26 protein-coding genes are annotated in these 24605 nt (G+C 65.0%); 14 read left to right on the top strand and 12 right to left on the bottom strand.

The genetic code is table 11. From position 1 onward, the window contains the following. Nucleotides 1-51: 51 nt before the first annotated feature. From BLW00_RS19585 to BLW00_RS24325, 8 genes are all read right to left on the bottom strand, one after another. A complete protein-coding gene (locus BLW00_RS19585; RefSeq protein WP_245741697.1) occupies nt 52-513 on the bottom strand; it encodes a DUF4913 domain-containing protein in 462 nt (153 codons plus the stop codon). Next, complete coding sequence (locus tag BLW00_RS19580; RefSeq protein WP_092557417.1) at nt 476-2293, bottom strand: type IV secretory system conjugative DNA transfer family protein; 1818 nt, start codon at nt 2291-2293, stop codon at nt 476-478. The genes BLW00_RS19585 and BLW00_RS19580 overlap by 38 nt, the downstream gene beginning before the upstream one ends. Next, nucleotides 2290-3960: an ATP/GTP-binding protein gene (locus tag BLW00_RS19575; RefSeq protein ID WP_245741696.1), complete on the bottom strand. Its 1671-nt coding sequence runs from the start codon at nt 3958-3960 to the stop codon at nt 2290-2292. Before BLW00_RS19575 ends, BLW00_RS19580 begins: the two co-directional genes overlap by 4 nt. Then, the gene (locus BLW00_RS19570; RefSeq protein ID WP_175494427.1) at nt 3960-5462 is read right to left on the bottom strand and encodes an SCO6880 family protein; all 1503 of its coding nucleotides are present in this window, start codon (nt 5460-5462) and stop codon (nt 3960-3962) included. Before BLW00_RS19570 ends, BLW00_RS19575 begins: the two co-directional genes overlap by 1 nt. Before the next feature lie 12 nt (nt 5463-5474). Beyond that, nucleotides 5475-6902 (bottom strand): hypothetical protein, encoded by a 1428-nt coding sequence (locus BLW00_RS19565; protein ID WP_092557415.1) that lies wholly within the window; start codon nt 6900-6902, stop codon nt 5475-5477. Nucleotides 6903-7078: 176 nt separating this feature from the next. Beyond that, nucleotides 7079-7795, bottom strand: coding sequence for a hypothetical protein (locus tag BLW00_RS19560; RefSeq protein ID WP_092557413.1), 717 nt, complete (start codon nt 7793-7795; stop codon nt 7079-7081). A 31-nt stretch (nt 7796-7826) separates the two neighbouring features. Continuing rightward, complete coding sequence (locus BLW00_RS19555; RefSeq protein ID WP_092557411.1) at nt 7827-8129, bottom strand: hypothetical protein; 303 nt, start codon at nt 8127-8129, stop codon at nt 7827-7829. Between the two features lie 11 nt (nt 8130-8140). Then, a complete protein-coding gene (locus BLW00_RS24325; protein ID WP_322788351.1) occupies nt 8141-8806 on the bottom strand; it encodes a DUF6668 family protein in 666 nt (221 codons plus the stop codon). A gap of 149 nt (nt 8807-8955) precedes the next feature. On the opposite strand from BLW00_RS24325, the gene BLW00_RS19550 reads away from it, so the two are divergent. The 7 genes from BLW00_RS19550 to BLW00_RS23620 all read left to right on the top strand — a co-directional run bounded on the left by BLW00_RS19550 (nt 8956) and on the right by BLW00_RS23620 (nt 15503). Further along, nucleotides 8956-10254, top strand: coding sequence for a MinD/ParA family ATP-binding protein (locus BLW00_RS19550; protein ID WP_092557409.1), 1299 nt, complete (start codon nt 8956-8958; stop codon nt 10252-10254). Next, entirely contained in the window at nt 10251-10754 is a 504-nt protein-coding gene (locus BLW00_RS19545; protein ID WP_139256812.1) for a hypothetical protein, read from the top strand. The genes BLW00_RS19550 and BLW00_RS19545 overlap by 4 nt, the downstream gene beginning before the upstream one ends. Continuing rightward, complete coding sequence (locus BLW00_RS19540; protein WP_175494425.1) at nt 10699-11871, top strand: M23 family metallopeptidase; 1173 nt, start codon at nt 10699-10701, stop codon at nt 11869-11871. Before BLW00_RS19545 ends, BLW00_RS19540 begins: the two co-directional genes overlap by 56 nt. 105 nt (nt 11872-11976) lie before the next feature. After that, a complete protein-coding gene (locus BLW00_RS19535) occupies nt 11977-12522 on the top strand; it encodes a helix-turn-helix domain-containing protein (protein ID WP_092557403.1) in 546 nt (181 codons plus the stop codon). Nucleotides 12523-12665: 143 nt separating this feature from the next. After that, a complete protein-coding gene (locus tag BLW00_RS23090) occupies nt 12666-12896 on the top strand; it encodes a hypothetical protein (protein WP_139256811.1) in 231 nt (76 codons plus the stop codon). Between the two features lie 552 nt (nt 12897-13448). Continuing rightward, nucleotides 13449-15284 carry a hypothetical protein gene (locus BLW00_RS19530; RefSeq protein WP_245741695.1) on the top strand — a complete coding sequence of 612 codons (1836 nt, stop codon included), beginning with the start codon at nt 13449-13451 and terminating at the stop codon, nt 15282-15284. A gap of 69 nt (nt 15285-15353) precedes the next feature. Continuing rightward, nucleotides 15354-15503 carry a hypothetical protein gene (locus BLW00_RS23620; RefSeq protein ID WP_175494423.1) on the top strand — a complete coding sequence of 50 codons (150 nt, stop codon included), beginning with the start codon at nt 15354-15356 and terminating at the stop codon, nt 15501-15503. A 579-nt stretch (nt 15504-16082) separates the two neighbouring features. Here BLW00_RS23620 and BLW00_RS19525 read toward each other — a convergent pair. Both BLW00_RS19525 and BLW00_RS19520 read right to left on the bottom strand, forming a co-directional pair. Beyond that, nucleotides 16083-17006 carry a replication protein RepA gene (locus tag BLW00_RS19525; RefSeq protein WP_092557399.1) on the bottom strand — a complete coding sequence of 308 codons (924 nt, stop codon included), beginning with the start codon at nt 17004-17006 and terminating at the stop codon, nt 16083-16085. Beyond that, complete coding sequence (locus tag BLW00_RS19520; RefSeq protein WP_139256810.1) at nt 17003-17194, bottom strand: hypothetical protein; 192 nt, start codon at nt 17192-17194, stop codon at nt 17003-17005. The genes BLW00_RS19525 and BLW00_RS19520 overlap by 4 nt, the downstream gene beginning before the upstream one ends. Nucleotides 17195-17564: 370 nt before the next feature. Between BLW00_RS19520 and BLW00_RS19515 the strand changes: the two genes are divergently transcribed. The 6 genes from BLW00_RS19515 to BLW00_RS19495 all read left to right on the top strand — a co-directional run bounded on the left by BLW00_RS19515 (nt 17565) and on the right by BLW00_RS19495 (nt 22080). Further along, nucleotides 17565-18995: a ParB/RepB/Spo0J family partition protein gene (locus BLW00_RS19515; protein WP_092557395.1), complete on the top strand. Its 1431-nt coding sequence runs from the start codon at nt 17565-17567 to the stop codon at nt 18993-18995. Between the two features lie 374 nt (nt 18996-19369). Beyond that, nucleotides 19370-19624 carry a hypothetical protein gene (locus BLW00_RS19510; RefSeq protein ID WP_139256809.1) on the top strand — a complete coding sequence of 85 codons (255 nt, stop codon included), beginning with the start codon at nt 19370-19372 and terminating at the stop codon, nt 19622-19624. After that, nucleotides 19618-19842, top strand: coding sequence for a hypothetical protein (locus BLW00_RS23615; RefSeq protein ID WP_175494421.1), 225 nt, complete (start codon nt 19618-19620; stop codon nt 19840-19842). The genes BLW00_RS19510 and BLW00_RS23615 overlap by 7 nt, the downstream gene beginning before the upstream one ends. An 11-nt stretch (nt 19843-19853) precedes the next feature. Further along, nucleotides 19854-20279, top strand: coding sequence for a DUF3846 domain-containing protein (locus BLW00_RS19505; protein ID WP_175494419.1), 426 nt, complete (start codon nt 19854-19856; stop codon nt 20277-20279). 77 nt (nt 20280-20356) lie between these two features. Next, nucleotides 20357-20806, top strand: coding sequence for a hypothetical protein (locus tag BLW00_RS19500; RefSeq protein ID WP_092557389.1), 450 nt, complete (start codon nt 20357-20359; stop codon nt 20804-20806). A gap of 365 nt (nt 20807-21171) precedes the next feature. Continuing rightward, nucleotides 21172-22080, top strand: coding sequence for an ArdC-like ssDNA-binding domain-containing protein (locus BLW00_RS19495; protein WP_092557387.1), 909 nt, complete (start codon nt 21172-21174; stop codon nt 22078-22080). Between the two features lie 99 nt (nt 22081-22179). On the opposite strand, the gene BLW00_RS19490 is transcribed toward BLW00_RS19495, so the two are convergent. Further along, nucleotides 22180-22716, bottom strand: a complete 537-nt coding sequence (locus BLW00_RS19490) for a hypothetical protein (RefSeq protein ID WP_139256808.1) — start codon at nt 22714-22716, stop codon at nt 22180-22182. After that, nucleotides 22709-23665, bottom strand: coding sequence for a ParA family protein (locus tag BLW00_RS19485; RefSeq protein WP_217634437.1), 957 nt, complete (start codon nt 23663-23665; stop codon nt 22709-22711). The genes BLW00_RS19490 and BLW00_RS19485 overlap by 8 nt, the downstream gene beginning before the upstream one ends. 696 nt (nt 23666-24361) lie before the next feature. Between BLW00_RS19485 and nrdH the strand changes: the two genes are divergently transcribed. Continuing rightward, nucleotides 24362-24598 carry a glutaredoxin-like protein NrdH gene (gene nrdH, locus BLW00_RS19480; protein ID WP_092557381.1) on the top strand — a complete coding sequence of 79 codons (237 nt, stop codon included), beginning with the start codon at nt 24362-24364 and terminating at the stop codon, nt 24596-24598. Nucleotides 24599-24605 lie beyond the last annotated feature (7 nt).

The following is a 24605-nucleotide window of genomic DNA, read 5'->3' as shown; positions in this document are numbered from 1 at the left end:
GTCGGTACGGCAGAACTTGGACCTGCGACCCCTCAACCCTGAGGGTAAAGTTCACACCACGTCCGCGGTACGCACGTCCGGAAACATCCCGGTCGGGGGGTGCGCGTAGGGCAGCGGCTCTCCCGGGTCGTTCTGATCCTTCGCTTCTGCGAATGGCCCATCCACATCCATGAGCACGGCCATGTGCGGGTCGAGATGGTCCCGCCACCAGATGCTAGATCCGGTCGCACCGTCGAGCCTGAGATGCTCCCATGACCGCCAGAGGGCCTCCAGCCGAGACACGGCCTCGGGGTAGCGCCACCATTCAGCCGCCCACCGCCGATGGGCTCTGCCCGGCGGGCCCACCACGCGCCGGTATTGCTGGATCAGCTTCTCGCGTACGAATTCGTCGACGGATCCAAAGACCAGCGACGGAGGAGCACTTGAGGGCACGACGTCGAGTGCATCGAAATCCGCGGCGTCCAGTTCATCATAACTATCGCCCATGAGGAACGTCCTCAAAAGCTTCGTCACCGCTCGATTGTTGAGCCGTGCGCTCCCTGAATTCACGAACGAATTGCAGACCACGCCCGCCCGGGTCATGCGCCGCGATCGACTGTTGGACCATCGCAGCATGAGGGCCGCGCATCCATGGCAATGTCTCGACGAGTGTGGCCAGTGATCCAGAAGCGAACACGACAGCTCGGCCACGGGGAAGGGCGCTGAGTTCCGAGATGTCGAGATTGCGCTCTCGGTGCGTTTGATGCGACGTCGACCGGTGGCCGCGCCCGACCGATGTCGAGGAGGTGTGCTTGTCGTAATCCCCCACCAGTTGAGACAATTCTCCGAGGAACTCCGTTTCCGCGACACCGCCGCCGTAAATCTTGACGTTGGACGAAGACCACAGTTTGCGAAGGCCCTCTCTCCCCCACACCTCAACGCCCTGTGACCAGGACTGCAGAATCGTCATGAGAACGATCCCCCGCGATCCGTAGTGCGAGTAGAGATCTGGGAGGTTTCGCCAACGGCACACGTTTGCAGCCTCGTCTAGCACCCCTAGCATCGGCACCTTGAGGCGCCCACCGCGCTGAGTGGTGGCCAACTCCTCCGCGGCCTCGACTGTGATCGCGGTTAGCGCGGTGACAAGCGGACCGGCCGATCCCTGGCCTTCCATTGACAGGCTGTACAGCGTGTCTTCGCTCCGCACGAACGCTTCGGGTGAGAACTGCGGCCGCGGGTCGGCGGTCGCGTCGCCACCCAGTGCGGTTACCCAGCGGACGATTTTGCCGATTTTCAGGCAGTCCACCATTTGCGCGGCGGTGCCGTAGACGCTGTCGCGGCGCTTGGGCTCGCCATTTACCTCACCGGCGACGGCGTCAGCCATGCCGTTGAATCCGTGCCGCTCCAGGATCTTCACTGGCTCGATTTCTCCTGGGCGGGTCGTCCAGGTGAACGTTTGCGTAATCGGCCGGCCGTCGAGCGCGGCTGCGAGAAGGAAGCCGGCAAGCAGATTCTCGCCGGCACGGTTAAAGTACGACGAGTTTTCGGACGAGCCGCCCGTCAGCGTTGATGATGCGAAGTGCGCAGCCAGGCGGGCTGCGCGGGTGTCGTCGGTGACGTAAGACAGTGGATTCCACCACCAGGTCGGTTCCTCCCGCGCAATGCCCTGTGGATCGAACACCCAGACGGTCGACCCGTTCGCGGCACGCACGTCCCGGGTGGCATCCACGACGTCGCGCTTGTTCGACGTCGTGACGACTGCGCCGGGAGCATCGATGATCGCCGGAATAACGTAGGAGGTCGACTTGCCGACTCGGGGGCCGGCAACCATGACGATCATGTCCTCCGCGGAGGCGTAGAGCCTCTGCCGACCCACGACGGTGACGCCGATCGTGACGCCGATCCAGCCGTCGACGCCGAGGCGCTGCGCCGTGGCGCGTGCGTTCTTGGCCGACAGCGAGGCAAGATCCTTGCCCTTGCCCATGAACTGGGCGGCCTCGTCGACGCGCGTGCGCCGCGAGCGGGCGCGGGCGATCGCCACCCACAGCAGAATGCCCAGAGCGAGGATGATCACCCCGGCCGCCACGGCGATCCAGGTGGCTGAGCCAGGCCAGGTCACCCTGCCGCGGAGCACCCCGAAGAACAGCTCAAACGGGTCACCAGTGAGCTCAGGATTCACGTCGTCGAGCTTCGATCCCAACGCCACGGCCGCCCACACCGTGCCGAGCACCAGCACAGCCAGCGTGAGCCCGACCAGGAGCAGGATCGTTGAGCCGTCGAGGCCAGGTGCGCGGCGCCGGTTCGAGGTGCTCATGCTGCGCCTTCCTCTGCTCGAGCTGCGCCCGGCACCTCAGCCTCGAACTCGCGTTCCACCTCGTCGGCGCTCTCCAGGCCGATCACCGGGTTGGACTCGTCCGGCTGCGGGAATGAATCGGCCGGGTGCCAGAGCTTGTTCGTGTCGTTGATCGCGCGCTCTGCTTCGATGAGCTCGACCTTCACGGGGATGCCCGGGTGGCCACCGACCTTGATCAGGAACTTTCCGCGCCCAGGCGGCTCCGCCTCGCGGCCGGCGCCGGTGTCCCACGCTCCGGGGTCCTGCCATGACGCCAACAGTTCCTGCTCCGCACGCGACAGTGGCACGGCGCTGGTCAGCATGGGCATCTCCGCGCCAGGCAGGCCGCCGGCGATCACCATGCCGCTGCGCTCGACGAAGCCGCGCGCCTTCATCCGGTCGGATTCGGTGGGCAGCGCGAGAAGGTCGCTCATGGTGTGCGAAATCATTGCCAGGCCGACGCCGCGCTGCCGGTTGAGGCGGGTGAGCGCGTCGACGCGATCGACCATGCCCTGACCGGCGCGGAGAGCACGCCACAGCTCGTCCAGCACCACGAGGTAATGGCGGCGTGGCTCCAGCCCGGCATCCGCAAGGGCGTTCGCAATGTTGACCGTGCCGAAGCCGGCCGACCAGCAGGCGAGCAGGATGGCGGCCTGCATGTCTGTATCGGAATCGTCGATCGAGGACACGTCGTAGACCACTGGGCGGTCGCGCATCATCGGCACATCGGTGTGGTGCGCGAACGTCTCTCCGAGGCGGCCGCCCGTGGTGAGGCTGATGAGTGATGCTTCCAGCTCTTCGGTGATGCGCCGGTAGCGGTCGTCGTCGCCGCGGTCGAGCGCGACCGCGCGCACTTCGGGTGGCGCCTCCTGGATGACCGCTAGCAGGTCACCGAGCACCGGGACGCCGGCCGCCCGGTCGTCGAGTACCTTCAGAGCGCGGTCGATGATCGCCTCTTCGCGGGCGGAGGGCGGGTTTTTCCGCAGGATCGTCAGCAGCGCCGACACCATCGTGTGGCGGCGGCCGTGGGCGTCCGCGAGCACGATCGCTCGCTCCTTCTCCTTGCCCGCCGCTCGCAGCCGCTCGGCAGCGGCCGTGGCCTCCCCGGGGTCGAGGATGTTGAGGTGGCCGCGGCCGCGGCCGAGGGTGATGACCTGGCCGCCGAGGGCTTTGATCATGTCCACGTAGTCGGGTTTCAGATCTCCCAGCACTAGTGGCAGGTTGCCGAGGCCGGCGCCGCCCGCGGCCATGCGCCGGATCAGCGTCGACTTCCCCAGACCGGGCAGGCCAAGGACGAACACCGAGGGATTGGAGATGAGTCCGGCGTCCTGGAACCACGAAATCGGGTCGGCGCACACAGTCGCACCCGTGAACAGCTGCAAGCCCAGTGGAACACCGATCATCGGCGTCCCAGTGCCGACCGAGAACGGGTGGAGCCCGCAGACCTGCACGGTAGTGCCACGCCACTCGTCAACGGGCTGGACGACGCTCGCCTCACCTCGTGCACGACCCAGCCACCCGCGGGGCCCGGGCCGCTTTACGGCGGGCTTCTTCTCCCGTTCGCGGTCGGCCTTCGATGGCTTGGCGGCAGCGAGCTCCTTCGGTTTCGATGCGCGGATCCTGCGGCGGGTGTTGTCGATCGCGGGCATTACAGCTGCTCCCTGACCTCGGTGGGGATGCGGAGGTGCTTGGGAAGTACCAGGCCGAGCGGGAGCGCCGCCGCGAACGCGGAATCTTGCGATCCGTGCACGACGCGCAGCCTCAGCCGTGCGGTGGCCGACAGGCTGTCGATCGCCGCTTTCGCGTCGGCCTCCTGGGCGGCATTCGTCACCGTGGCGGTGACGAGCATGCCGAAGTTCACCAGACCCGCCCCGGACGCCTCCTCCTGCGCGGTCGCCAGTGCATACTTCGTCGCGGTAACGCTCCGAGCAGTGGGCTTATTCGAGGACTGGAGGTTGAACATCGCCGCACGCGCATCCGCCTCGACGAGTGCGGCCGCCTTGGCTGCGTCGATCGGGCGGTACAGCAGCGTGATTCGCTTTCGGGCGACGTCGCGGTGAGGTGCGAGGAGCCTGGCTAGGATGCTCGAGGGTACGTTGCCGCGTGGGGCGCCGCTCATCATCCACGTCACCGACAGGGCGGAGTCGTGCCGGTAGGTGTCCCAGTTGGCCTGATGCGCGGTCGGGCCAACCTCCGGCCAATACAGCTCGGGCGGCTCGCCCGCCGCGTTGGCATCGTCGATCAACCGCGCGGCCGCGGGATCATAGGCCACGCGGATGACCTCGCAGAGCTCCTGGGCGCTCAGCGGGTGCGTCGCACCGGCGCCGGTGGCTGAGAGCGTTTGGGTCAGGCCCGGAAGTCGTGAGGCGAGTTCGCGGCCCATCTCGTCTGGGGTGCGCTTTTTGCCCCCGGCGCGCGCGGCTGCGTTAAAGGTGATGGCCACGTATGCCTTGATCGTGGCCGATCCGGCCGGGTAGTGCTCCACCAGGTCGTTGAGGATGCTCTTGGCGAACTCGGGTGCGTTCGGATCGATGCGCGAGCTCACCTCGCGCCGCAGCCTCGTGCCGGTGTCCGGTGCCGTCTCGATCGTCACCGACACCGCCTCGATCCCTGGCTCGTCTCCGAGGTTGGCCAGCCACATGCCCCACTCGGCCACCCACACGTCGACCTGCTCACGGTCGACGAGCGCAGCCCCATCAGGCTCGGTGCCAATGACGACCGTGAAGTCCGACGTGTTCGGCACCTGCACCAGCGCGAACGGCCGGCTGTAACTGTCGCGCCACTCCGTCAGCCGGGAGCCTGCCGCCAGGCCGGGCAGCTGCGTCGTTCCCCACTCGGCGCGGCCCAGCGGCCCCGACCGGTAGATGTTCGATCCCTTGCTCTTTGTAGCGATCCATCCCATCCGTGTTGTGGTCCGCATCAGCAGACTCTGGCCGTGCTTGTCCTTGACGGAAACCGTCAGCAAGAACAGCCCGAACACCAGAGCGGTGAGCAGGCCATTGACGATGGTCGACGCCATCGTGACGATCACACTGAACCCCGCCCCGAAGAACAGGATCGCGGTCCCGATCGTGCCCAGGCCGAGCAGGCCGGCCGTCTTGGGCTTGGTCCAGTTGCCGTACGCCGGGGGCGCACCATCTGTCGTTGTCATCGCACGAACTCCCTACGCTCCGGTTGCATCGTCTGTGGCCGACTGGACCGCTCCCTGAGCGGCCTCACCCACGGCCTTGGCCCGCTCCTTGACCATCTGCGCGCCCATCACGATCGGTGCGGCGGGCCCGGCCGCGGCAGCCCCACCTGCCGAGGCTCCCGCACCTGCGCCCGCAGCGGCTCCGCCAGCGGCCGCGCCGCCACCGGATGCACCGGCGCTCGCTCCCGATCTACCGCCGCCACTCGCGCCCGCAGGTGAGGGTGCCGGGGTGGCGCTGCCCTTCCCGGCCATGCTCGCGCCGCTCGGGCTGGAGTCACCGCCACCCCCGCTGACCCCACCTCCGCTGTTGCCAGCACTGCTCATCCGTCGAACCGCACCGCTGGCAACCTCGCCGCCGACCATTCCAGCGGCGCCGGCCAGAGCGAGCCCCCCAGCGCCACCTCCAGCGACTGCACCCGTCATCGGTGCCACGAACTTCAGCAGCGCCGGCAGCGCGATCAGCGCCATGAGCATGAGAGCCAGGCCGGTGAGGATCGAGTAGATGCCCCCGCCGTCGTCTTGGAAGGCGTCCGTGCCGGCGAGGCTGAACGCGGCCGCGTAGATCAGGGCGGCCGCGGGCTTGTACAGGATGAACGCCAGCGTCCAGCCGATCATCTTTCCGAACCACTGCTTGCCCATCTGCGTGTTGGTGAAGCTCGCCGTGAGCGGGAGCGCGCCCGCGAGCACGACCAGTAGGCCGCCCCGGATGACCATCAGCGCGACTTGCACGTAGGTCATCAGGAGGGCGATCGCGCCGAGGATGAGCACACCGATCACGCCGATAGGTGACCCTGCGGTCAGGGTGATCAGAGCGGCCATGTTCGTGCCGAAGCACTGGCTACCGGCCGCGGAGACGTCGCAGTTGGTCGCCCCCTGGAGAATCCACACGGAGAACTGGTCGGCAGCGGTCGTGGCCAGAGTGATCACGGCCAGGCCGGTGCCGGACACCACAACAAGGGTGATGAGCGACTGGATCAGGTCTTTGCCGGGCTGTGCCCGCTGCTCCCACGCCATCCGGATACCGGCAATGATGATGGACAGGATCGCGAGCCCGCCGACCCAGTACCAGAGAGCGTTCTGCAGGAAGCCGACCGTCGACGACGAGCCCTCCGGCGCTCGAGCGGAGAGAAGCCCGCCCACAAGGGCGGACGCCCCCGAGATGAGCGTAATGGCGATGAAGATCACGCCGAGCTTGCCCGCGTTCCGGATGCCCTCACCGCGGCGGGACTGCAATGCCATGAGCGCGCCGAGCGCGACGATCGACAGAACGGCGATCGTCAACCCGATGTAGCTCACGTACGAGAGGATCGTCGTGAACTGGTCGGCGCCGGGGTAGTTGGTGGGCAGCACCCCTGCGCCGTTGCCGGCCGTGAGCACCGGCGTGGGCACGTTGACCCACATCGTCCCGATGCTTGCCAGCGCCTTCCCAAGCCCTTCCAACACCCGGTTCATCAGCTCCTGCACGGCGTCGTTTGATGCCTGCGAGATGATGTTGCCTACCCCGCTGGACGCGCACTCCGGGGCGTGGGTCGCAAAATAGAGAGGGTTACTACACGGGTCCGCCGCAGCGGCCAAAATCAGACCCCCGCCCACGGGATGTATCCTCCGAGGTTCTGAATCTGGGTCGGTGCGTACGGCACCCCGGAGTCAGGTACGAGCACCTTCCAGTCGCCGCCCTCCCACTGCACCACCATTGGCAGGCTGATGAGCGCACCCTGCTGCGTGGTTGAGGACCAGGCAACGTCGATGGTCGCTTCTTCGGCCGTGTAGCTGTTCACCTTGAATCCGGCCACCTGCAACCGCACCGTGGATGGATCGCCCTCCTGCGGATTGGCCTCCAACTCTTCGCGCACACCGCCGGAAGCCAGCAACTCGTACAGCCGCGAAGTGTTCCGAGCGTCCGAACTCACCGCGAAGTAGCCGACTACCGCGAACAGTGCGCCCTCTGCCGTGTGGGCGTAGCAGGACCGGAACGTGCCATCGACCTCACCGGGGCCCGCGTCCGACCCCTCTGCAGGCGCAGCCATCGTGCCTACAAGCACCCACTCGTTCTCGGGTGCGGAGGTCAGGCTGCTCTCTTCCTCGAACCCCTCCAGCCCGCAGACGCTCGCATCTGCCGAGCTTGGTTCGGCGCTCCCCGCAGGTGTCGGTGCTGCGGTGGTCACCGGGTCGCCGCCGCGGGTGAGTGAGTTGACGAGCACGACGATTCCGGCCAGGACGATGATCCCGACGACGATGGCCGCGGCGATGAATCCGCGGCTCTTGAACGGGCTTCTGGTCTCGGTGCTGCTCATGCGTGGTTCCCTTCGGCAGAGTGGCGGCGGTCTAGGAGCCGGAAAGGAATCCGACGAGGGCGGTGGCGGCGCCGATGATCATCACGCCGATCAGGATGGCGACGAAGGTCTTGATGTGCTCGCCGCCTTCGCCGCGGCGAGAGTTGAACATGAACATCACGGCCACGGCGATAAGAGCGAGAATCGCGGCGATCAGGCCCACCCACTTCGCCCAGCTGAGGATCGTCGCAACTCCCTCGAAGCCGGGTGGTGCTACCGGGTCAGGGTCGGGGAGAAGGCCGGCGTACTGACCGGCTGTCGTGAGCACATGCGCGGCTACTAGTGAGAGAGACAAGGTGTGTCCTTTCAGTGGTGAGCAGGAGTGCTCGCGGTTGTGATTTCGAGGTCGGAGAACAGCTGGCGGAACTCTTTGTGCAGTGGCAAGCGTGAATCAACTGGGCTGACGCGCCAGGCATCGACCCACGGCAGACGCCACACGTGCGGTAGTCCGCCGGCAACAACTCGTTCGAGGTCGCGGAGTGGCTTAGGCGTACGGCCGGGAGCGTCTGCAATCACAACCAGTCCGGCCAGGTCAATCACGTCACCCAACGTGTTGGACGCCCATTCGATGGCGGCGAGCCGTGCCGCGCTGATGCCGGCATAGTTGCTGCGCGCCACCAGCACCACTCGATGCGTTGTGCCCGGCATGGTCGGGACAGGCCACGCGTGCCCTGCCGGGCGAGAACCGGCGGCGAGCATCGCGAGCGTTGACTCCCCCGCGCCACCGTGCACCCCAAGCCACCACACCGTCGCTGGCCACACTGCGTCTCGGCGCGGTAAGCGATCAACCACGTCCGGTGTGGGAATACCCGGCTGCGGAGACGTGACTTTCGTCCGGGCCCTCTCCCGGGTGGGAAATTCCCTCGACGGCGGGACCTCTTCCGTCGATCGATCCTGAGGAACTAACCACGGATTCAAACTCGTCAAACTGCCGCACCTCCCAATTTTGAGACTTGGAGTACCGAATGTCATGTTTCTTGCATCACCCTCGACACTGGTAGAACATGAAGTCATGGCCCCCATTGAGGGGTGACCCCGGGGCACGGAATTCACATTACCCAATTAGCTACTAATTGCTCGCATTGATACGCATATGCCCAATTCCGGTTACGCTCGACACTATGAACCTCACCGTTCCGACCTTTCCCAAGATTGAAGCAACCGTCGAAACAGATGCGACCGGGACCGTCTCCATCAACGGACACGTGCAGGACGTCTCAGCGAGCACGGACTCTGCCGTCCGTGCTGAGATCGTGGCCCTCGTAACCGCGACTGCGATCGAATTCGGCCGACCCGTCCGCCTTCACACACGCGACCCGCTCGGCGAACAAGACCTTGCAGTGCACCCGGACGGCCACATCGAACCCTTGTCGGGACTGGATGCCGCGGGGGCCGTAATGCCGACCGAGCCACCCTCTCCAGCGCACGCCGACGGTTCACCGGACGACTTTAAGTCTTCAATGCCGCAGGTCCTAATGCGTCGGCCGAGACCAACACTGGATGACCTCTTGCAGTCCCGCCCGCCGGCCCCTATCGGGCCCGCGACGATGGGCTGGCAAGGCACAGTTCGAAGACTCACCGGTGGACTCATTAAACCCGCCCCCAGCGCCGATGAACTCGCCCACCGCGACGCCATCGAACGCGTCGCGCGCAGCCTCAGCGGACCCCGCACCATCGTCGTCATCAACCCCAAAGGCGGCGCCCACAAGACGACATCGACAATGCTGCTATCTGCCACATTCGGCATCCACCGGGGCGGCTCCGTCCTGGCCTGGGACAACAACGAGACCCGAGGAACGCTCGGCTGGCGAGCACAACCGGCCCGCCATCAGAACACCGCCGTCGACCTGCTGCGGGACCTCGACCGCTTCAACGACATCCGCAACGCCCGCGTCGGAGACCTCGACAACTACGTACGGGCGCAAAACCCCACTCAGTTCCACGTGCTCGCCTCCGACGAAGACGCCGCCGCCTCCAGCACAATCGACGCAGCCGCTTTCGACAACCTGCACCACACCCTCAGCCGCTTTTACCGGGTGATCGTCGTCGACACCGGAAACAACATGCGAGCCTCCAACTGGGAAGCCGCGCTAGCCGCCGCCGACCAACTCGTGATCGTCTCCACCATCCGCGAAGACACCGCCAACTCGGCTGCATGGCTCGTCGACGGCCTCTACGAAAAGGGACACGAAGACAAAGTCCGCAACGCCGTCACCGTCCTCGCCTCCCCATCGAAAGTCGCCGACCCAGAGCTCGTCCGCCGGCTCGACTCCCACTTCCGTTCACTCACCCGGGCCGTGCACCACGTCCCCCACGACGACGCCCTCGTCGACGGCGGCACGCTCGCATTCGACGCCCTCGCGCCGGCCACCCGTGAAGCATGGCTCCAAGTCACTGCCACCGTGGCGGACGGCCTATGAACCGTGCAGCAACGGCGCTGCCCCTCCTCGCAGCACTCACCCTCGTCGGATGCGTCGCTCAGCCGGCGGTAGACCACACAAGCCCTCCGGCGACCACCGTTACGCCGACATTCGCCGCCAGCCCCAACCCAACCCCGCCCAGCGATGACGCGATGATCATTCCTGTTCCCGAAGCCAGCGGCGACAGCAAGAGCTCCGCGATCGTCGCAGCTGAAAAGGTCGTAGCCACATTCGGCCAGCCGACACTCGATGCCGAGACCTGGATGAACAACCTCTACCCCCTGATGAGTCAGGCCGGTGCCAAGGCTCACGAAGGCACCGACCCCGCTAAAGTCCCCGTACACAATGTCACCGGGACAGGTCGTATCCTCGACGGCTCGACCGACGTCGCGCTGATCGTCCAGGTGCCGACCGATGCCGGCCCCTACAACGTGAGCCTGAGCCGTGCCGGGACAGGTGCCCCCTGGCTCGCCGATCGAATCCGGCCCGCCCAGAGCTGATGCTATGGCGGACCACAAAAACACAGGTGCGCTGATCGCCGTCGGCGCGCCCCTGATCGTGTTCGCCACGGTCTTCCTGCTCATCGTGCTGGTCTTCACAGGAAGCGGTGCGGCCGCGAGTTGCGCCGCTACCGCAAGCACGGTCGATCCGAACAAGATACCCACCGACTCGGTCGCCGGGTTCGAAGGCGAACAACTGACCAACGCGGCCCACATCATGAACGCCGCCAGCGCACTCGGCCTCGACCACAAAGCCCAAGTCATCGGGATCATGACCGCCATCGGAGAAAGCACCCTCGTGAACGTCCACTACGGAGACGATGGGAACGGCGTCACCAACCCCGACGGCACCCCAACCTGCTCCCTCGGCCTCTTCCAGCAGCAATGGTGCCAGGGCACCTGGGGCACACGTGAGCAGGTCGTGGACCCGACACACGCCGCCACCGCGTTCTTCGAGCGCCTCATAGGCGTGCCCGACTGGCAGAACCTCGAACCGACCCTCGCCGCGCACAAAGTCCAGGGCAACGCCGACCCGTTTTACTACGCCCCCTTCTTCGAAGCCGCAGACGCAATCGCGACCGCCCTCGCCGGCGGCCCCAATGGTCCCGGCTGCGCCAGCGGCAGCGTCGTCCTGCCCCTCTCCCCCGGGTTCAACATGACCGACGACTTCGGGCCCCGAGGTGCCCCTACCAGCGGTGCCTCGAGCTGGCACCCCGCTGATGACCTCCAACACTGGCCCGGTAACTGCAAAGACCCGATCTACTCCATCGAGAACGGCACCGTCGCGCTCGTCGAGGGCTACCAGGTCTCCATCAAGTCCCCCGCCGGATACACCGTCTCCTACTTGCACATGGACCTCGCCGACGTCACCGTCAGCGTCGGAGACGCGGTAACCGCAGGCCAACAGATCGCTCTCACCGGGGACGAAGGCCCCTCAACCGGCTGCCACCTCGACATCCGCATCAACGTCGACGGCAACACCGACACCCAGGTCGCTACCCTCCCGACATCCGAAACCCTCGGCGCACCCGTCGCCGGGTTCATCGATCCCGAAAAATTCTTCGCCCTCTTTGGCGTCGAACTCTGCCCCGCCGACAGCTGCGCAAGGAACTACTAATGACAACAACCACCGCCTTCGGTCCGCATCAGGCATCCAGTCAACCATTGGGACTACGTGTCCAAAACGCCGCTTCGGAACGAGCGTCCGCGAGCAGATCCTGGGATGATACTCGATACGAGCCGAGACCTGGCCGCACCACCGACGAACGTCAGCTGTGCCAAAACTCTGACCGAATCTCCCACAACCGAGACCGGACGACTCATGACACACCCGCCTCCCGCCGACGAGGAAGACGCCTACTGGGCGTCATACCCGCCGACCCTGACAACAGCACAGCTGGCCAAGATTCTCAGCGTTGGACGCGTCACCGTCTTCACACGCCTCTCCAGCGGCATCATCCCCGCCTACCGGATCGAACGCAGTTGGGTGGTCTTCCGCGACGAAGTGCGCTCCTGGCTGGCGACCACCAACAGCCGCTCCCCTCAGACACCCGCATCGCCGGTGGACGTGCTTCAGGGCCTCGACGACGAACTCACCTACCGCGACCTCATGATTCTGTTCGCGAAATCGAAACCCACCATCTACCGATGGATGGAATCCGGCGTGATCCCCGCTTTCCACGTCGGAAGCCGCTGGGTCGTACAGAAATCGCAGCTGCGACAAGCCCTTCGCGGCTACAGCAACCAGACAACGGCGTTCAGCGAGTAAGCCCTCTCCCTGACATCGCCGGCGGCCTCATCGACGGTGTCCATTGGCATGCGCCCACAGGATCAAGAATCAGATTCAGAAAACCTCTGACACACCGGCCACCCTCCCAGAATCTGATTCTTAACCCCCCTAGATTCAGTGCCATGACTAGCCAGCGATACCGAGGCGGCCGGCAAAGCAAAGGCGACCGCCAAGCGCTCATCTCACGCGTCGCCACCCCCCTCGGCGAAGCAGTCCGCGAAAAGGCGGATGCTCACGGCATGAGCGTCAACGACTACATCGCCTCGGTCCTCGCCCGCGAGGTCGGCATGGCTGAACTCGCACCCCAGGCCCCGCTCCTCCCCCGCTACGAGGAGCTGCCGATCTCCGCTTAAAACGAAAGAGCCCGCCGCAACAGCGGCGGGCATCTCCCACAAACAAGCTCGAACCACCAGCTTCCAGGCACGAAGGCTCGAGCTCAACCAGATCAACCAACCCTCACGGGAGGTCTCCCTATGTTCAGGATTGTAGGCTCCGCCACAACTGAGCACAGCGGCAACACCGGCGTGTCACCAAATACCCACGCCCCACAGCTCGCAGCTGCAACCGACAGCGTGCGCCCCCCACCCAAGGAGGCCCGCATCACAGCCGCTTAACAAGAAGCGGCCCGCCGCAACGCGACGGGCCAAAGCCTCTCAGCCACGAACCTGCGAAAAGTTTGGCGACCCAAACAGGTACCGCGGCCGATCTCCCAACATGGACCGGATGAGCTCCGGGCATTTGTCGTACCCACCCACCGGAGTGGAGATATTCCCATCGTAACGCGCCAACCCCCCAGAAATGCAGCACAACCGGGCGGCGTGTCACCAAATACCCACCCGTCACAAAATACCCACACCGCATGGGAACTCACCCGCCGCATCAGCCCCCGCAACCAAGTCCGGATCATGGTTCGTGAAGCCGACGGCCAACTCCACGCCAACGAATACCCCCACCTGCACCGCCTCAACCCCCACACCCCCACCACGCCCTGGTGCATGAGGCTCGCCGATGAACACGGCACCTTCCGGCTGCTCTGCTTCGACTTCGACGCCAAAGCCGACGAACCCGAAACCGCACAAGACGACTGCGACGCACTCAGTACCCTCCTCGCAACCCACAACGTGCCGCACCTGATCTGCGAATCCTCCACTTCCGGCGGCCGCCACATCTGGATCGCCCCCCGAGGCGGGCTCTCCGCCATCGCCACAGCCGCCCTCGCCACCGCAGCCCGCGCCCACTACCGAAGCCTCGACCACGGCATGCTCCTCAACGCCCGCGAAGGCGCCGCCCGCCCGCCCCTGTCGCCCCACCGCAACGGAAGCCACTCCACCGTGCTTCGTGGCACCATCGACAGCCTCCTGGACGCAAACGCCGAACCGGCCGCACTCGCCGCCGTGACCGTCGCCCTCGAGAACGCGGCCCCCCGCGCGCACACGGAACAGAGCGGACCTTCCGGGCCCACCAACAACCATCGCCCCCACCGCAAGCTCACGAGCTGGGGTGAAGCCCACATGGCCACCGTGCGAGGCGGCAGCAACCCTTCCTGGACCGGGTTCATGTGCCTCCTCGCCGCCGCGACAGCCGGCTGGAGCACCCGCGACATCGAACACGCCGCCCGCACCGCCCCCGGCATGGAGCACTACCGCACCAAAAACACCGGCCGCGGCGCACGACGCCCCAGAGCCGCGCACGAAGCGGCAGAACGCCTCAACCGGCAATGGGCCAAAGCACAAGACATCGCAACCTTCCGCCAGGGCCTTCCGCCCACCACGCGCATCCAGGACCTCAGCCAGCTGGACAGCATCATCACCACCACCGAGGCACTCCTGCAGCGCCTGCACGCAAGCCCCGGCCGGTGGGGACGCACCGAAGCCGCCGTCAGCCAACGCTCCGTCCTCCTCGCTCTGACGTACCTCAGCATGCACACCGGCAAGGAGATCATCGGCGCCTCCATCCGCGACCTCGCCCTCCTCGCCGGCATCGGACGCACCACCGCCAACACGGCCCTCAAAGCGCTCACCACGGACGGCTGGATCGAAACGATCAGGACAGCAGACGGTCCCAACGCCCGCGAATTCAGGCTAACCCCCGACTTTTCCACACCCTCCGACAAGGACCGGTCACAACCCTTTAAGAACCCCCGCCCCCCGGGCCAACTCTTCAGCAACCGCACCGTGATCCTCAGCAAGCTGACCCATCTCTTGACCGACGGCCGGCATGACGTCTTTACTCGCGCTGGCCACGGACACACCGCCGGACGAATCTACGCAGAACTCCGGGACCGTCCGGACCCGATCACTGTCGACGGGGCAGCAGAGCTCCTCGGTGTAGATCGACGGACGGCGACCACCGCTCTGAGCCGCCTGCGTCACTCGCGACTCGTCATCAAACGTGGCGGCGGCTGGATACGGTCCGTTCGTGACCTCCGGGATGCCGCTGCACGGAAGCTCGGGATACTTGGAACCCTCGCTGCCCGAGCGCGACGCTACAGCGAAGAACGAGAGGTCTGGGCCTGGTGGCTCGCTGAATACGACACCATGACCAGCAGCCCACGTGAACGACCAAAAAGACCCCACGTCTCTGCTCGTCCCATTTTTCGCGACACAGGGTCCGGGGAACGGAATTGGCCCAGATACCCACGCTCAGCAGATGGCCGTGGAAACCATCGTGAGGCACGCGAATACGTGAACGCCGGGTACCTCAACCCCGACAGCCGCTGGCAGCTCGGCGACGTCGCGTAGACGACCACGGAGCAGGAGACTGCGGCTCCGGCGTTGTGACATGGCGGGCCGAGCCGTCACCAAATACCCATGAAGATCGCAACAAAATTCGATCCGCTGCATGATGTCCGCCATGGGCATCTGATTACGCCGCCGAACGCAGCGTTCGACCGGTTCGACGGCGATGTCTCATGGGTAATTGGTGACGGCCCAGAGCGCCGAATCGTGGGTATCTGGTGACGAACAGCGGCCCTGCGCTGTCCACACAAGCTCGTCACCAAAGTCCCCCGCGAAATCCATGGGTAATTGGTGACAGACGTGGGTCTTCAGTGACGCCTTCGTGGGTGTCTGATGACGCCGACGTGGGTATCTTGTGACAGCCCAGAACAGACCCAGAGGCTTCGATGCCTGCAATGACGGCGATCCCGGGCACGCATCAGGTGGCCCCCTGTAGTTCTACAGATAGATCCACCGGTAGAAGACATCACTTCTCGAGCCGACCACACAGCGGACCGGCGTTGAGTCTTAGGACTCGGACTCGAGCGGCCCAAATCTTGAACCAAACCCACCCACGCGACTACCGGCAGCGGACACGCGCTGCCAGCACGGCGCTCAGCGACGTCCTACGGCCATAAAACCCCCGTCACCAGTCCCCGCGGTCGTTCCGGCACACCTGAGCCCGTCACCGCGAACCCAAGGCCACCGCGCCTGATCGCGGCCCGTGGGTAACTTGTGACAGCCGCCCGTGGGCAATTGGTGACACCCCACGTCATGGGTACTCTGTGACGCCGTTTGTCACTCCGCCAACGGGCCGGCCGGCTAAATGAGCTCGACCCGACGTTTCGTCGGCGCAATATGCGGGCGCGACGGCCGCAGCACCAAAAACTCAGGAGTCACTTCAACGTTGAGCTCCGGGTACACCAACTTCACTTCGTGCAGGTTCTTGATGAACGCCGCCTTGAACTGACGGATCGACCCGTACTGGCCACCGAACTGATCGTTCAACTCCGTCCACCGAATTTTCGCCGGCCTCGTCAAGGTGAACACTCGGTACGTCGCCCATAGGTAGATATCGAGCCTCATCGGCGACGAACCCAAAGCGCGCATCGCCTCCAGGTGCACCGGCACTGGAGCATCGACGATCGACCGGTAGAACGACTCAGACAACGTCACCGACGACGACCACAAACCCTTATTCTCGTCGCCGACCTCCTTGGAGAACCACAACTGCACGGTGTCAGCGATCTGGAAGTACTTCGTCACCTCACCGCGGCCGTTCTCATTCATCGCTAGGCCGCGTACGAACAGCTGCGAGCCAAACAACCGCTGCAGCTGCTCGGTGAGTCGCTTCGCATCCCGCCCGCCCTTGGCCAAGCCGATCTTCTGCATGAACGTATTCATGCTCGAGCCCAGCTGGAGGACCGGGGTCTGCGTGCGGACCGCTTCTGTTGCAATCCAGGTGAGCGCATGCCGAGGCAACAGCCCGTACGCAAACCCCTCGTACTTCGTGCCATCCGCGTTCGACAGAAGAGCAGGACGCATCGTCAACTCGACATCGCCGTTCTTGCGAGTCCAGAAAGGCACATCGCCCGGGTCTCGGTACGGCAACGACACCTGGGCCCACACCCGTGCGCTATAGCCAACGAGAGGATTGCTGTCGTCCTGCTCCTGAGCCGCGGCGAAATTCAGCGCCTTGAGGCGATCCCGCGAAATTCGCGGCACCGACGGTTCGACGGCGCTCATGACGGATCAGCCTTCTGAGCTCCACTCCCCCACGTGGACCGGATCGCCATCTCGACCGCGGCACGCAGACTGATCCCCTCACGGGCCACCACCTCGTCCAGCAACTCGCGGTTATCAAGCGACACCCGAGTGTTCAGCTGGACAGCGACATCACGCTTCCTCGGGGGCTTGCTGTCGATCGTCGTCATCATTCCTCCACAGTGCTAGATAGCTCGCTAGCGTGCTATCAATCCTGACGCCCCCAGTGGAAGCCCCGCGGATTCATCCCCGGCGCGTCGAATACGGCCCAAGCTCGCCGCCTCGAGCTGACGGCTCAGGGAGGTGGGACATTGGTGCTGGCTACGCCAGCCAGCGGAGCCGCGACGCGGCAGGTGCTGACCGAGATTTTCCGTCTGTCTGGCCACTCCACGATAGTTCGCTCCCGAGCCTGCGTTCCGGGCTTTCGCGGCATATCCTCGCTGCGCTCCGGTATTCCACGACCCGGCACTCCGGCACGTCCGCTCTCAATCGCTGCGCCTGCCAGACAGGCAGAAAAAACAGTTGAGGGAGAGAACCTAAATGACAACCACCAACGCCAACTCCACCGCGCAGGGCACCGTGGAGCACATCGACCCGAACCAGATCGTCGTCGAAGCCAACGTGCGGACGGACGCGAAACTGCCCACCGAATTCCTGGCGAGCATCAAGCAGAACGGGGTGCTGACACCGATCCTCGCCCGCCGCGACGAGCACGGGAACGTCATCGTGCGAGCCGGTCAGCGCCGCACCCTCGCGGCCCGTGAGGTCGGGCTGGTGAGCATCCCCGCCTACATCGTCGATGCTGACGAGAAGACCGTGGATCGCATCATTCAGCAGATGGCAGAGAACGAGCACCGCGAGGCCGTCACCGACGCCGACCGGGTAGCTGCCTACCAGCAGCTTGCGTTCGAAGGCCTCACGCCGACCGTGATCGCCAAACGGCTCAACACCAAGCCCGCGACCGTGAAGGCCGGAATCGCCGTGGCGGAAAACGCCGCCGCCGCGTCCGCCATCGTGTCGCACTCGCTGACCCTCGACCAGGCAGCAACTCTGATCGAGTTTCAGGGCGACGACGACACCGTGGCGGACCTAATCGAGACCGCGACCACCGACCCGGGCCAGTTCGCCCACGCCGCCCAGCGGGCACGCGATGAGAAAGCTCGGGCCGAGGAGAAAGCCGCAGTTGAAGCCGAGTACGCCGCACGGGGATACACGGTGCTCGATCGAGAGCGTGGCCACTACGAAACGGACTACACCCTTGTCCGCAACCTCGTGAGCGCAGACGGTGAGAGCCTTACCCAGGAGCAGGTCGATGCTGCCGAGGGTCGTGCCGTCTACGTCGGAACCTACTTCGGCGGTCAGGTGCGAGCGATGTTCTACATCGCCGACCCGAAAGGCGCAGGGTTCCGGAAATCCAGCGGACACGGTGCGACCACCGGACCGATGACCGACGAGCAGAAAGCCGAGCGCAAGACGCTGATCGCCAACAACAAAGCATGGGCCAGCGCCGCGGTCGTCCGCCGAGAGTGGCTCGCGTCATTCCTCTCCCGCAAAACCCTTCCGAAGGATGCCGCACAGTTCATCGCCCAGGGACTCACCGTCCACGGGCTCACCGTCGGCTCCGCATCGCGCGACGGGAACGCGCTCGCGCACGAGTTGATGGGCGTGGAGCGCGGCGGGTACTACGAGCGCGACAAGCTCGCGGGCATCGTGGCCAAGACCCCTTCGAAGGCACAGCACGTGACGCTTGCTGTGGTGCTCGGAGGCATCGAGTCGAACACGAGCAAGACGACCTGGCGCTCCCCCGCTTCCCGCGACGGCCACTACTTCACCCAGCTCGAAGCCTGGGGTTACACCCTCAGCGACGTCGAGAAGATCGTCACCGCCGAGGCGCACGCCGACGCCCCGACCGAAGCCCCTGGAGCCGAACAGGACGACTCGGGCAATGAGGCAGACCAGTCCGAGGAGTAGCAAGCCCCCGGCGTGGCGGCTCCCCTACTGCTGTCACGCCGGGCCACTCCCCCGACCCCGGCACGGAGGCCGGAACCTCCGACCGACAGCGGAACGCCGTCGCGGCCGGCGCCAGCCCTATCGAAGTGGAGCGCCGGCGCCGCCGGCGCCGGTCCCGATCGAGATCTGAGCCGCTGCGCGGCACAGTGCCGCTCGAGCACTTTTCCGTCTGTCTGGCCACTTCACGATAGTTCGCTCCCGGCCCTCCGTGCCCACCAATCCGGACGCGCCCTGACGGGCTCATTTCGCCCGAATTGGCACGCACTACGGGCCGTCCACTCTCAATCACTGCGCTTGCCAGACAGGCAAAAAAACGGTTGAACGAGAGAGAACCCATGAGCACAACCCTTGAAAACATCGTCCGTGGCCAGATGGTCGCCTACCTCGTCGGGCGGGCCATCACCTGCCCCGTCACCGGAGCGGTGCTCGACGCGCGGACATGCGTGGCATTCACCGATGCCGAAGGCGACCCGGCCTACGTCGTATCCCCCGAGGCGTGGGAGGCGATCAAGACCAACGCAAAGGCCCGCGCCTACTTCGAGGGCACCCGCGGATTCACCCTCCCCGAGAACAAGGAGCCGTCGTGCTGACTCTGTCCACCCCCGCAGGGGACACCATCACCGCCGCCAATGAGATCGAGCTGGCCTCGAAATGGCTCGACAAGCAGCACGGCGAAGGCTGGGAAGGAGGCGTCATTCCATTCGACGAGCACGACGCCGTGTGGTCGACCGTCGAAGAGCTCGACCTGATGCGCTCCGGCCTGATCGACGGATTCACCGTCACCGAACCCACCACTTACGACCACTGAGGAGACACACCATGACCACCACCTTTCGCGGCATCCTGATCGGCGCCGCCCAACTGCAACAGGTCACCGTGCCCGCCGAGCAGACCTGGCGAGCCATCCAGCAGGCGATCGACGCCCGGAACTTTGACGTCGTCCGCTGCAGAGACGGCATCGACCTCTACGTGGACGACGAAGGCGCGATCAACAGGGCACCATTCAACCTGCCACTGACGATCATCGCCCACACGCTCGGCCACCCCACCGCCCTGTTCGGCTCGGCGCTCGCGCTGACCGCCGATGACGAGGGCGACACGAAAGGACTCAGCGACGAGCAGGCCAAGGCCGTCACCGACGCGATCGAGCAGAAGCCCTCCCCCGAGGTTGTCGACGCCGTGGTAGCGACGCTGAGCGTGCACCCGGCGTTCGTGCCGATCATCGCCATGCTCCGGTCTCTTTAACCCGCCCGGGTGCGGGGCGGCCACGGAGGCCGGCCCCGCACCCTCCATCCACATACCACTAGCCCAAGGAGGGCACCATGAGTATCGAACCCCCAACCATCCCGCTCCCCCAAAAGGTCGCGGCCGCCGTGGATTTCATCCAGGCCCAGTGCATTCGCGAAGAGTGGATGCTCCCAAGCGACCTCCCCGACCAGGCCACCACCTACCGGTACGTCACCGACTCCTGCTACCTCCCGGAACGTGGCACCGGGTACGGAAAACCCGGCGCCGGCGAATTCGAGGACTACGGCGACGAAGCGGCGCACGCCTACCTCATCGTGCTCGCGTGGGAGCGCGTCGAATGGGAGCTTCGCACCGACCCCGCAGATGAGCACGCGGGCGAGCTCACTCAGGACGAGGCCTTGGAGGTCGAAGGCCAGGTGCAAAAGCGCACCAGGAACCTGTCCTGCCCCTCCACCGGCATGTCACACCGTCTCGGAGGAACCGTGCTTGCGCCGATCTGCCTCGATTGCGAGGTAAGCAACTGACACCACCCACTCCCCCACGCTGTCGCCACCGGTTGTTCCGCCCTCTCTCGCGCAGTCGATCGGCGGCGATTTGGCGCGCACAGCTCACGAATAGGGCGGCTGGCACGGGACGGAGCCCGCACCGCAATCGGACGGCCGGCGAACCGGCCGACTGTCAGGCACCCACGGGTGCCGTTCTTGTGCCGTGAAGCCTTCGGCAGTGTGCGGTCGGCCGACCTGAGCGCCAGTGCTTTCGCGGCATATCCTCCCTCGCTGCGCTCAGTCCGGTATTCCACGGTCACTGGCGCTCCGGTCGCCTCTCCCTGGCGGCGGTCAACCGCCTTCACGGCAAAACAACGTGAGGGGTTGGTTGAGAGGAGAGAGCAATGCGCAAGGTCACGAGCACCCGCCCCAGCAAATCCCCCGAGGAGCGCCGCGCCCACGCCGAGACGCTGCAGGCGTCGATCGTTACCGAGGTCGAGAAGCTGCGCGAAACCGGCGAATGGGAGCGATTCCTCACGTTCGCTCAGGCGTTCCACAACTACTCGTTCAACAACCTCGTCCTGATCCTCACCCAATGCCCCACCGCGACCTATGTCGCCGGGTTCCGGAAGTGGCAGCAACTCGGCCGCCAGGTGCGTAAAGGAGAGCGCGGCATCCGCATCTTCGGGTTCCGGCAGAAGAAGCTCACCGGCGACGCAGGCGACGGCGAGAAAGTCGATGCAGGCGAGGACGGCGCGAAAACTGTAGCCTACTTCCCCGTCCTGTCCGTTTTCGACCGGGCACAGACCGACCTCATCGACCCCACGCAGCCCGACCCCGGCGCGCTGGGACAGCGCCTTACCGGCGACGACCCGGCTGGCATCTACGACGCCGCCTCCGACTACCTGACGTCGATTGGTTGGACCGTGACCCGCGAACCCATCCCCGGCGAGGTCAACGGATACACCACCCAAGACGGAAGCAAGCGCGTCATCGTCGACGCCGACCTCTCCCCCGCCCAAGCCGCCAAAACCGTCCTACACGAGGCCGGACACGTCCTGCTACACACCGACGAGGAGTCCGGTGAGTACATCGAGCACCGCGGCATCAAAGAAACCGAAGCCGAAAGCGTCGCCTACATCGTCGCCGGCATCATGGGACTCGACACCAGCAAATACAGCATCGGATACGTCGCTGGCTGGAGCAACTGCGACCCCGACACCATCCGAAACACCGCCAGCCGAGTACTCCGAGCAGCCCATACCCTCGCGAACGCGCTCACCGACAACCCAGAGCAGCCAGAACTCGACTAAACCAGAACGCACCCTCACCGGACCATGCGGGCACTCGCACACGGGAACCGGTGAGAGCAGGCGAGCGGAGCCGCCGCGGGCGGCACTGTGTTTACCCGGTCAGCCCAACGGGCGGCCCGGACGCAGCCTGCGGTCAGTTCCCTCGAAAGGACGACCGCCGTTATACAACCGCTCACGGCGGATGCACTCGTTCTCGATCAGCGTTGCAAGCATGCCACCGAAGGACACATCACCCTCGTCATCGCCCGTCAGCTTGAACATCGTCCGCGCCCGCATCCGCAGGTCAGAATCGAGCTCGAACGTCACCTTGATCCTGTGCCGACGGGCTCCCGGAACTTCGAACTCCTCCCCCGACGGCTGCTGCACGGTAGCGGGTTGCTGCAGTTCAGTCGCGCGTTGCAGGACGACAGGTGCCGTCAGGGCTTCCGTCTCTGGCTGAGGAGCCGGCGCCGCGACGGCTGCCACCTGCTCCAGCCGTACGTCGCTCCCCAGATTGACGGGTGTCGAGTCGGCCGCCGGCGTGGTGTCTGGCTCGGGCTCTGCGGTGACCGGGGGCCGGCTGGCTCGGGTCAGGCCACGCGCCTTTCGGGGCGGCGGAGGCGGCGCGCCCACAAAACGGGATGCGTCATCAGACATTCGCTTCCTCCACTTCCGTCTCAGCCTCAAGCTCTGTCAATCGCGCTACCAGCTCCTGCGTGATGGCCTGCAGATCATCAGCGACACTCTTCGAGGACGCAGGTCCAACTCGCTTCGCCGGTTCCCCCTTCCGAAGCGACACCCACCACTTGTCAGCCTTCCGCACCTGCTCATCCAACTCGTGCACGAGAACGCCCTTATTCCGAGCGGAGTTCGCCACCGCCTCGGCGTTGCGGACAAAATTGTCGAAGATCGACTTCTTCGCCGCATCCCGCTCCTCGGGGCCCGCGTCGTCGCTGATCAGCACCTCGACGATCTGGTTGACGAACTCCTCGCGTACCTTCACCGCCGACGTCGTCGACGAGAACAGCACAATGCCGAGCAGGTCAATGTCTGGGTTCAGCTGGTAGATGGCACTTAGACGATTCGCTGTCAGCGCCAGGCCTTCCAAGCTCGCCCTGTCCGTCTTCACTGGAACCAGCACGTAGCGGGCTGCCGCGACCGCAGCGGACTGAATCACATCGCTGCTCGGTGGGCAATCCAACAGGATGATGTCGTAATCGCCCGCAATAGGCTCCAGCGCTCGTGCAACCGAAAGTCGGGCATCTCCCCTCTTCGACGCCGACGCCGGCTGCGGTCCGTTTGCGTTCTCGAGAAGACTCCCCCCCACCACGACATCCAAGTTCGGCCGCACCTCGACTGGGTGCAGATCCTCGTTCATGATCAGCGCCTTCAGAAGGTTGGCGCCGTCATCGTCCTTCTCCGTATTTCGATACCCCAGATCCAAACCGGCATTGCCCTGGTGATCCAAATCGACGATCAGAACGCGCCACCCCGACGCCGCCAGCAGTCCCCCGACATTCGTCGTCAAGGTCGTCTTGCCGACGCCACCCTTGTTATTGATGACAGCAACGGTGCGCTGCAGCACGCTCCGATCGATCTCCGCCACGACAATCTCCTAAAACAAGTAATGCAAGTATTCCTGGCTATTCAGGTGAAACCAGGTTAGCAAGTAAAACATGCAATCCGGGTATTCCAAGGCATAAGGCAGGGCCGGTGATTCCAGGGCTTACTGCTTCGCGCGGGCCGAATCGGAATCCAAGCAATACAAGGGTTTACAGGATTACTGGGAAATCCAATTATGCAATCGAAACAAGTAACACCAGCAAAACCCGAAATACCAGTATTACTGGTGTAGCAAAATCCGGCAGAACATCCGCATACTGACGCGGAATTGGCTCAGAATCGACGAACGGCGGCCGTGATGGGTGGCTGGCCCAAATCGGGGGTGAAAGCGGCCCTAGCGGCCGTCAAGGGCCGGGGGAGCGGTGGCGGAAAACCAGCGCGAACGAGTTGCCGCCTGACTATGGGCCCCTAAAGCCAGAGTCCTAATCGAACATGTATTCGGGCCCTAGGTGGGTGTCTCGCCCATGCTTTGGTTTCAGTTCCCCCAATGCATTGCCACTCGGCCGCCTGCCGGTCCGACCATAGCAAGCGGCGCGGCCGCCGTGTCGGGCTTTCGCAGCATATCCTCCCAGGCTGCGCCTGATCCGGTATTCCACGACCCGGCACGGGACACGCCCCCTCGCACTCAATCGACACGTCAGGCACCGAGAGAGGCGCTCCAAGGAGAAAGGTAGAAACCATGAACGAGACAACCGTGACGGTCTATTCGAAGCCCGCATGCGTCCAGTGCACCGCCACCAAACGGCACCTAGACGGAAAAGGCCTCGTGTACCGAGACGTCGACATGACCGAGAACAGTGCAGCTCTCGAGTACGTCACCGACGACCTCGGCTACGCCCAAGCACCAGTGGTGGTCGTCGATGACCACAACCATTGGTCCGGCTACCGTCCCGATCTCATTGACAAGCTGACCTGAAACTGAC

This window comes from Herbiconiux ginsengi, from assembly GCF_900107435.1.
Classification (GTDB): Bacteria; Actinomycetota; Actinomycetes; order Actinomycetales; family Microbacteriaceae; genus Herbiconiux; species Herbiconiux ginsengi.
The sequence above is the reverse complement of the archived record's forward strand: the minus strand, read 5'-3'. Positions and strand labels throughout refer to the sequence as shown.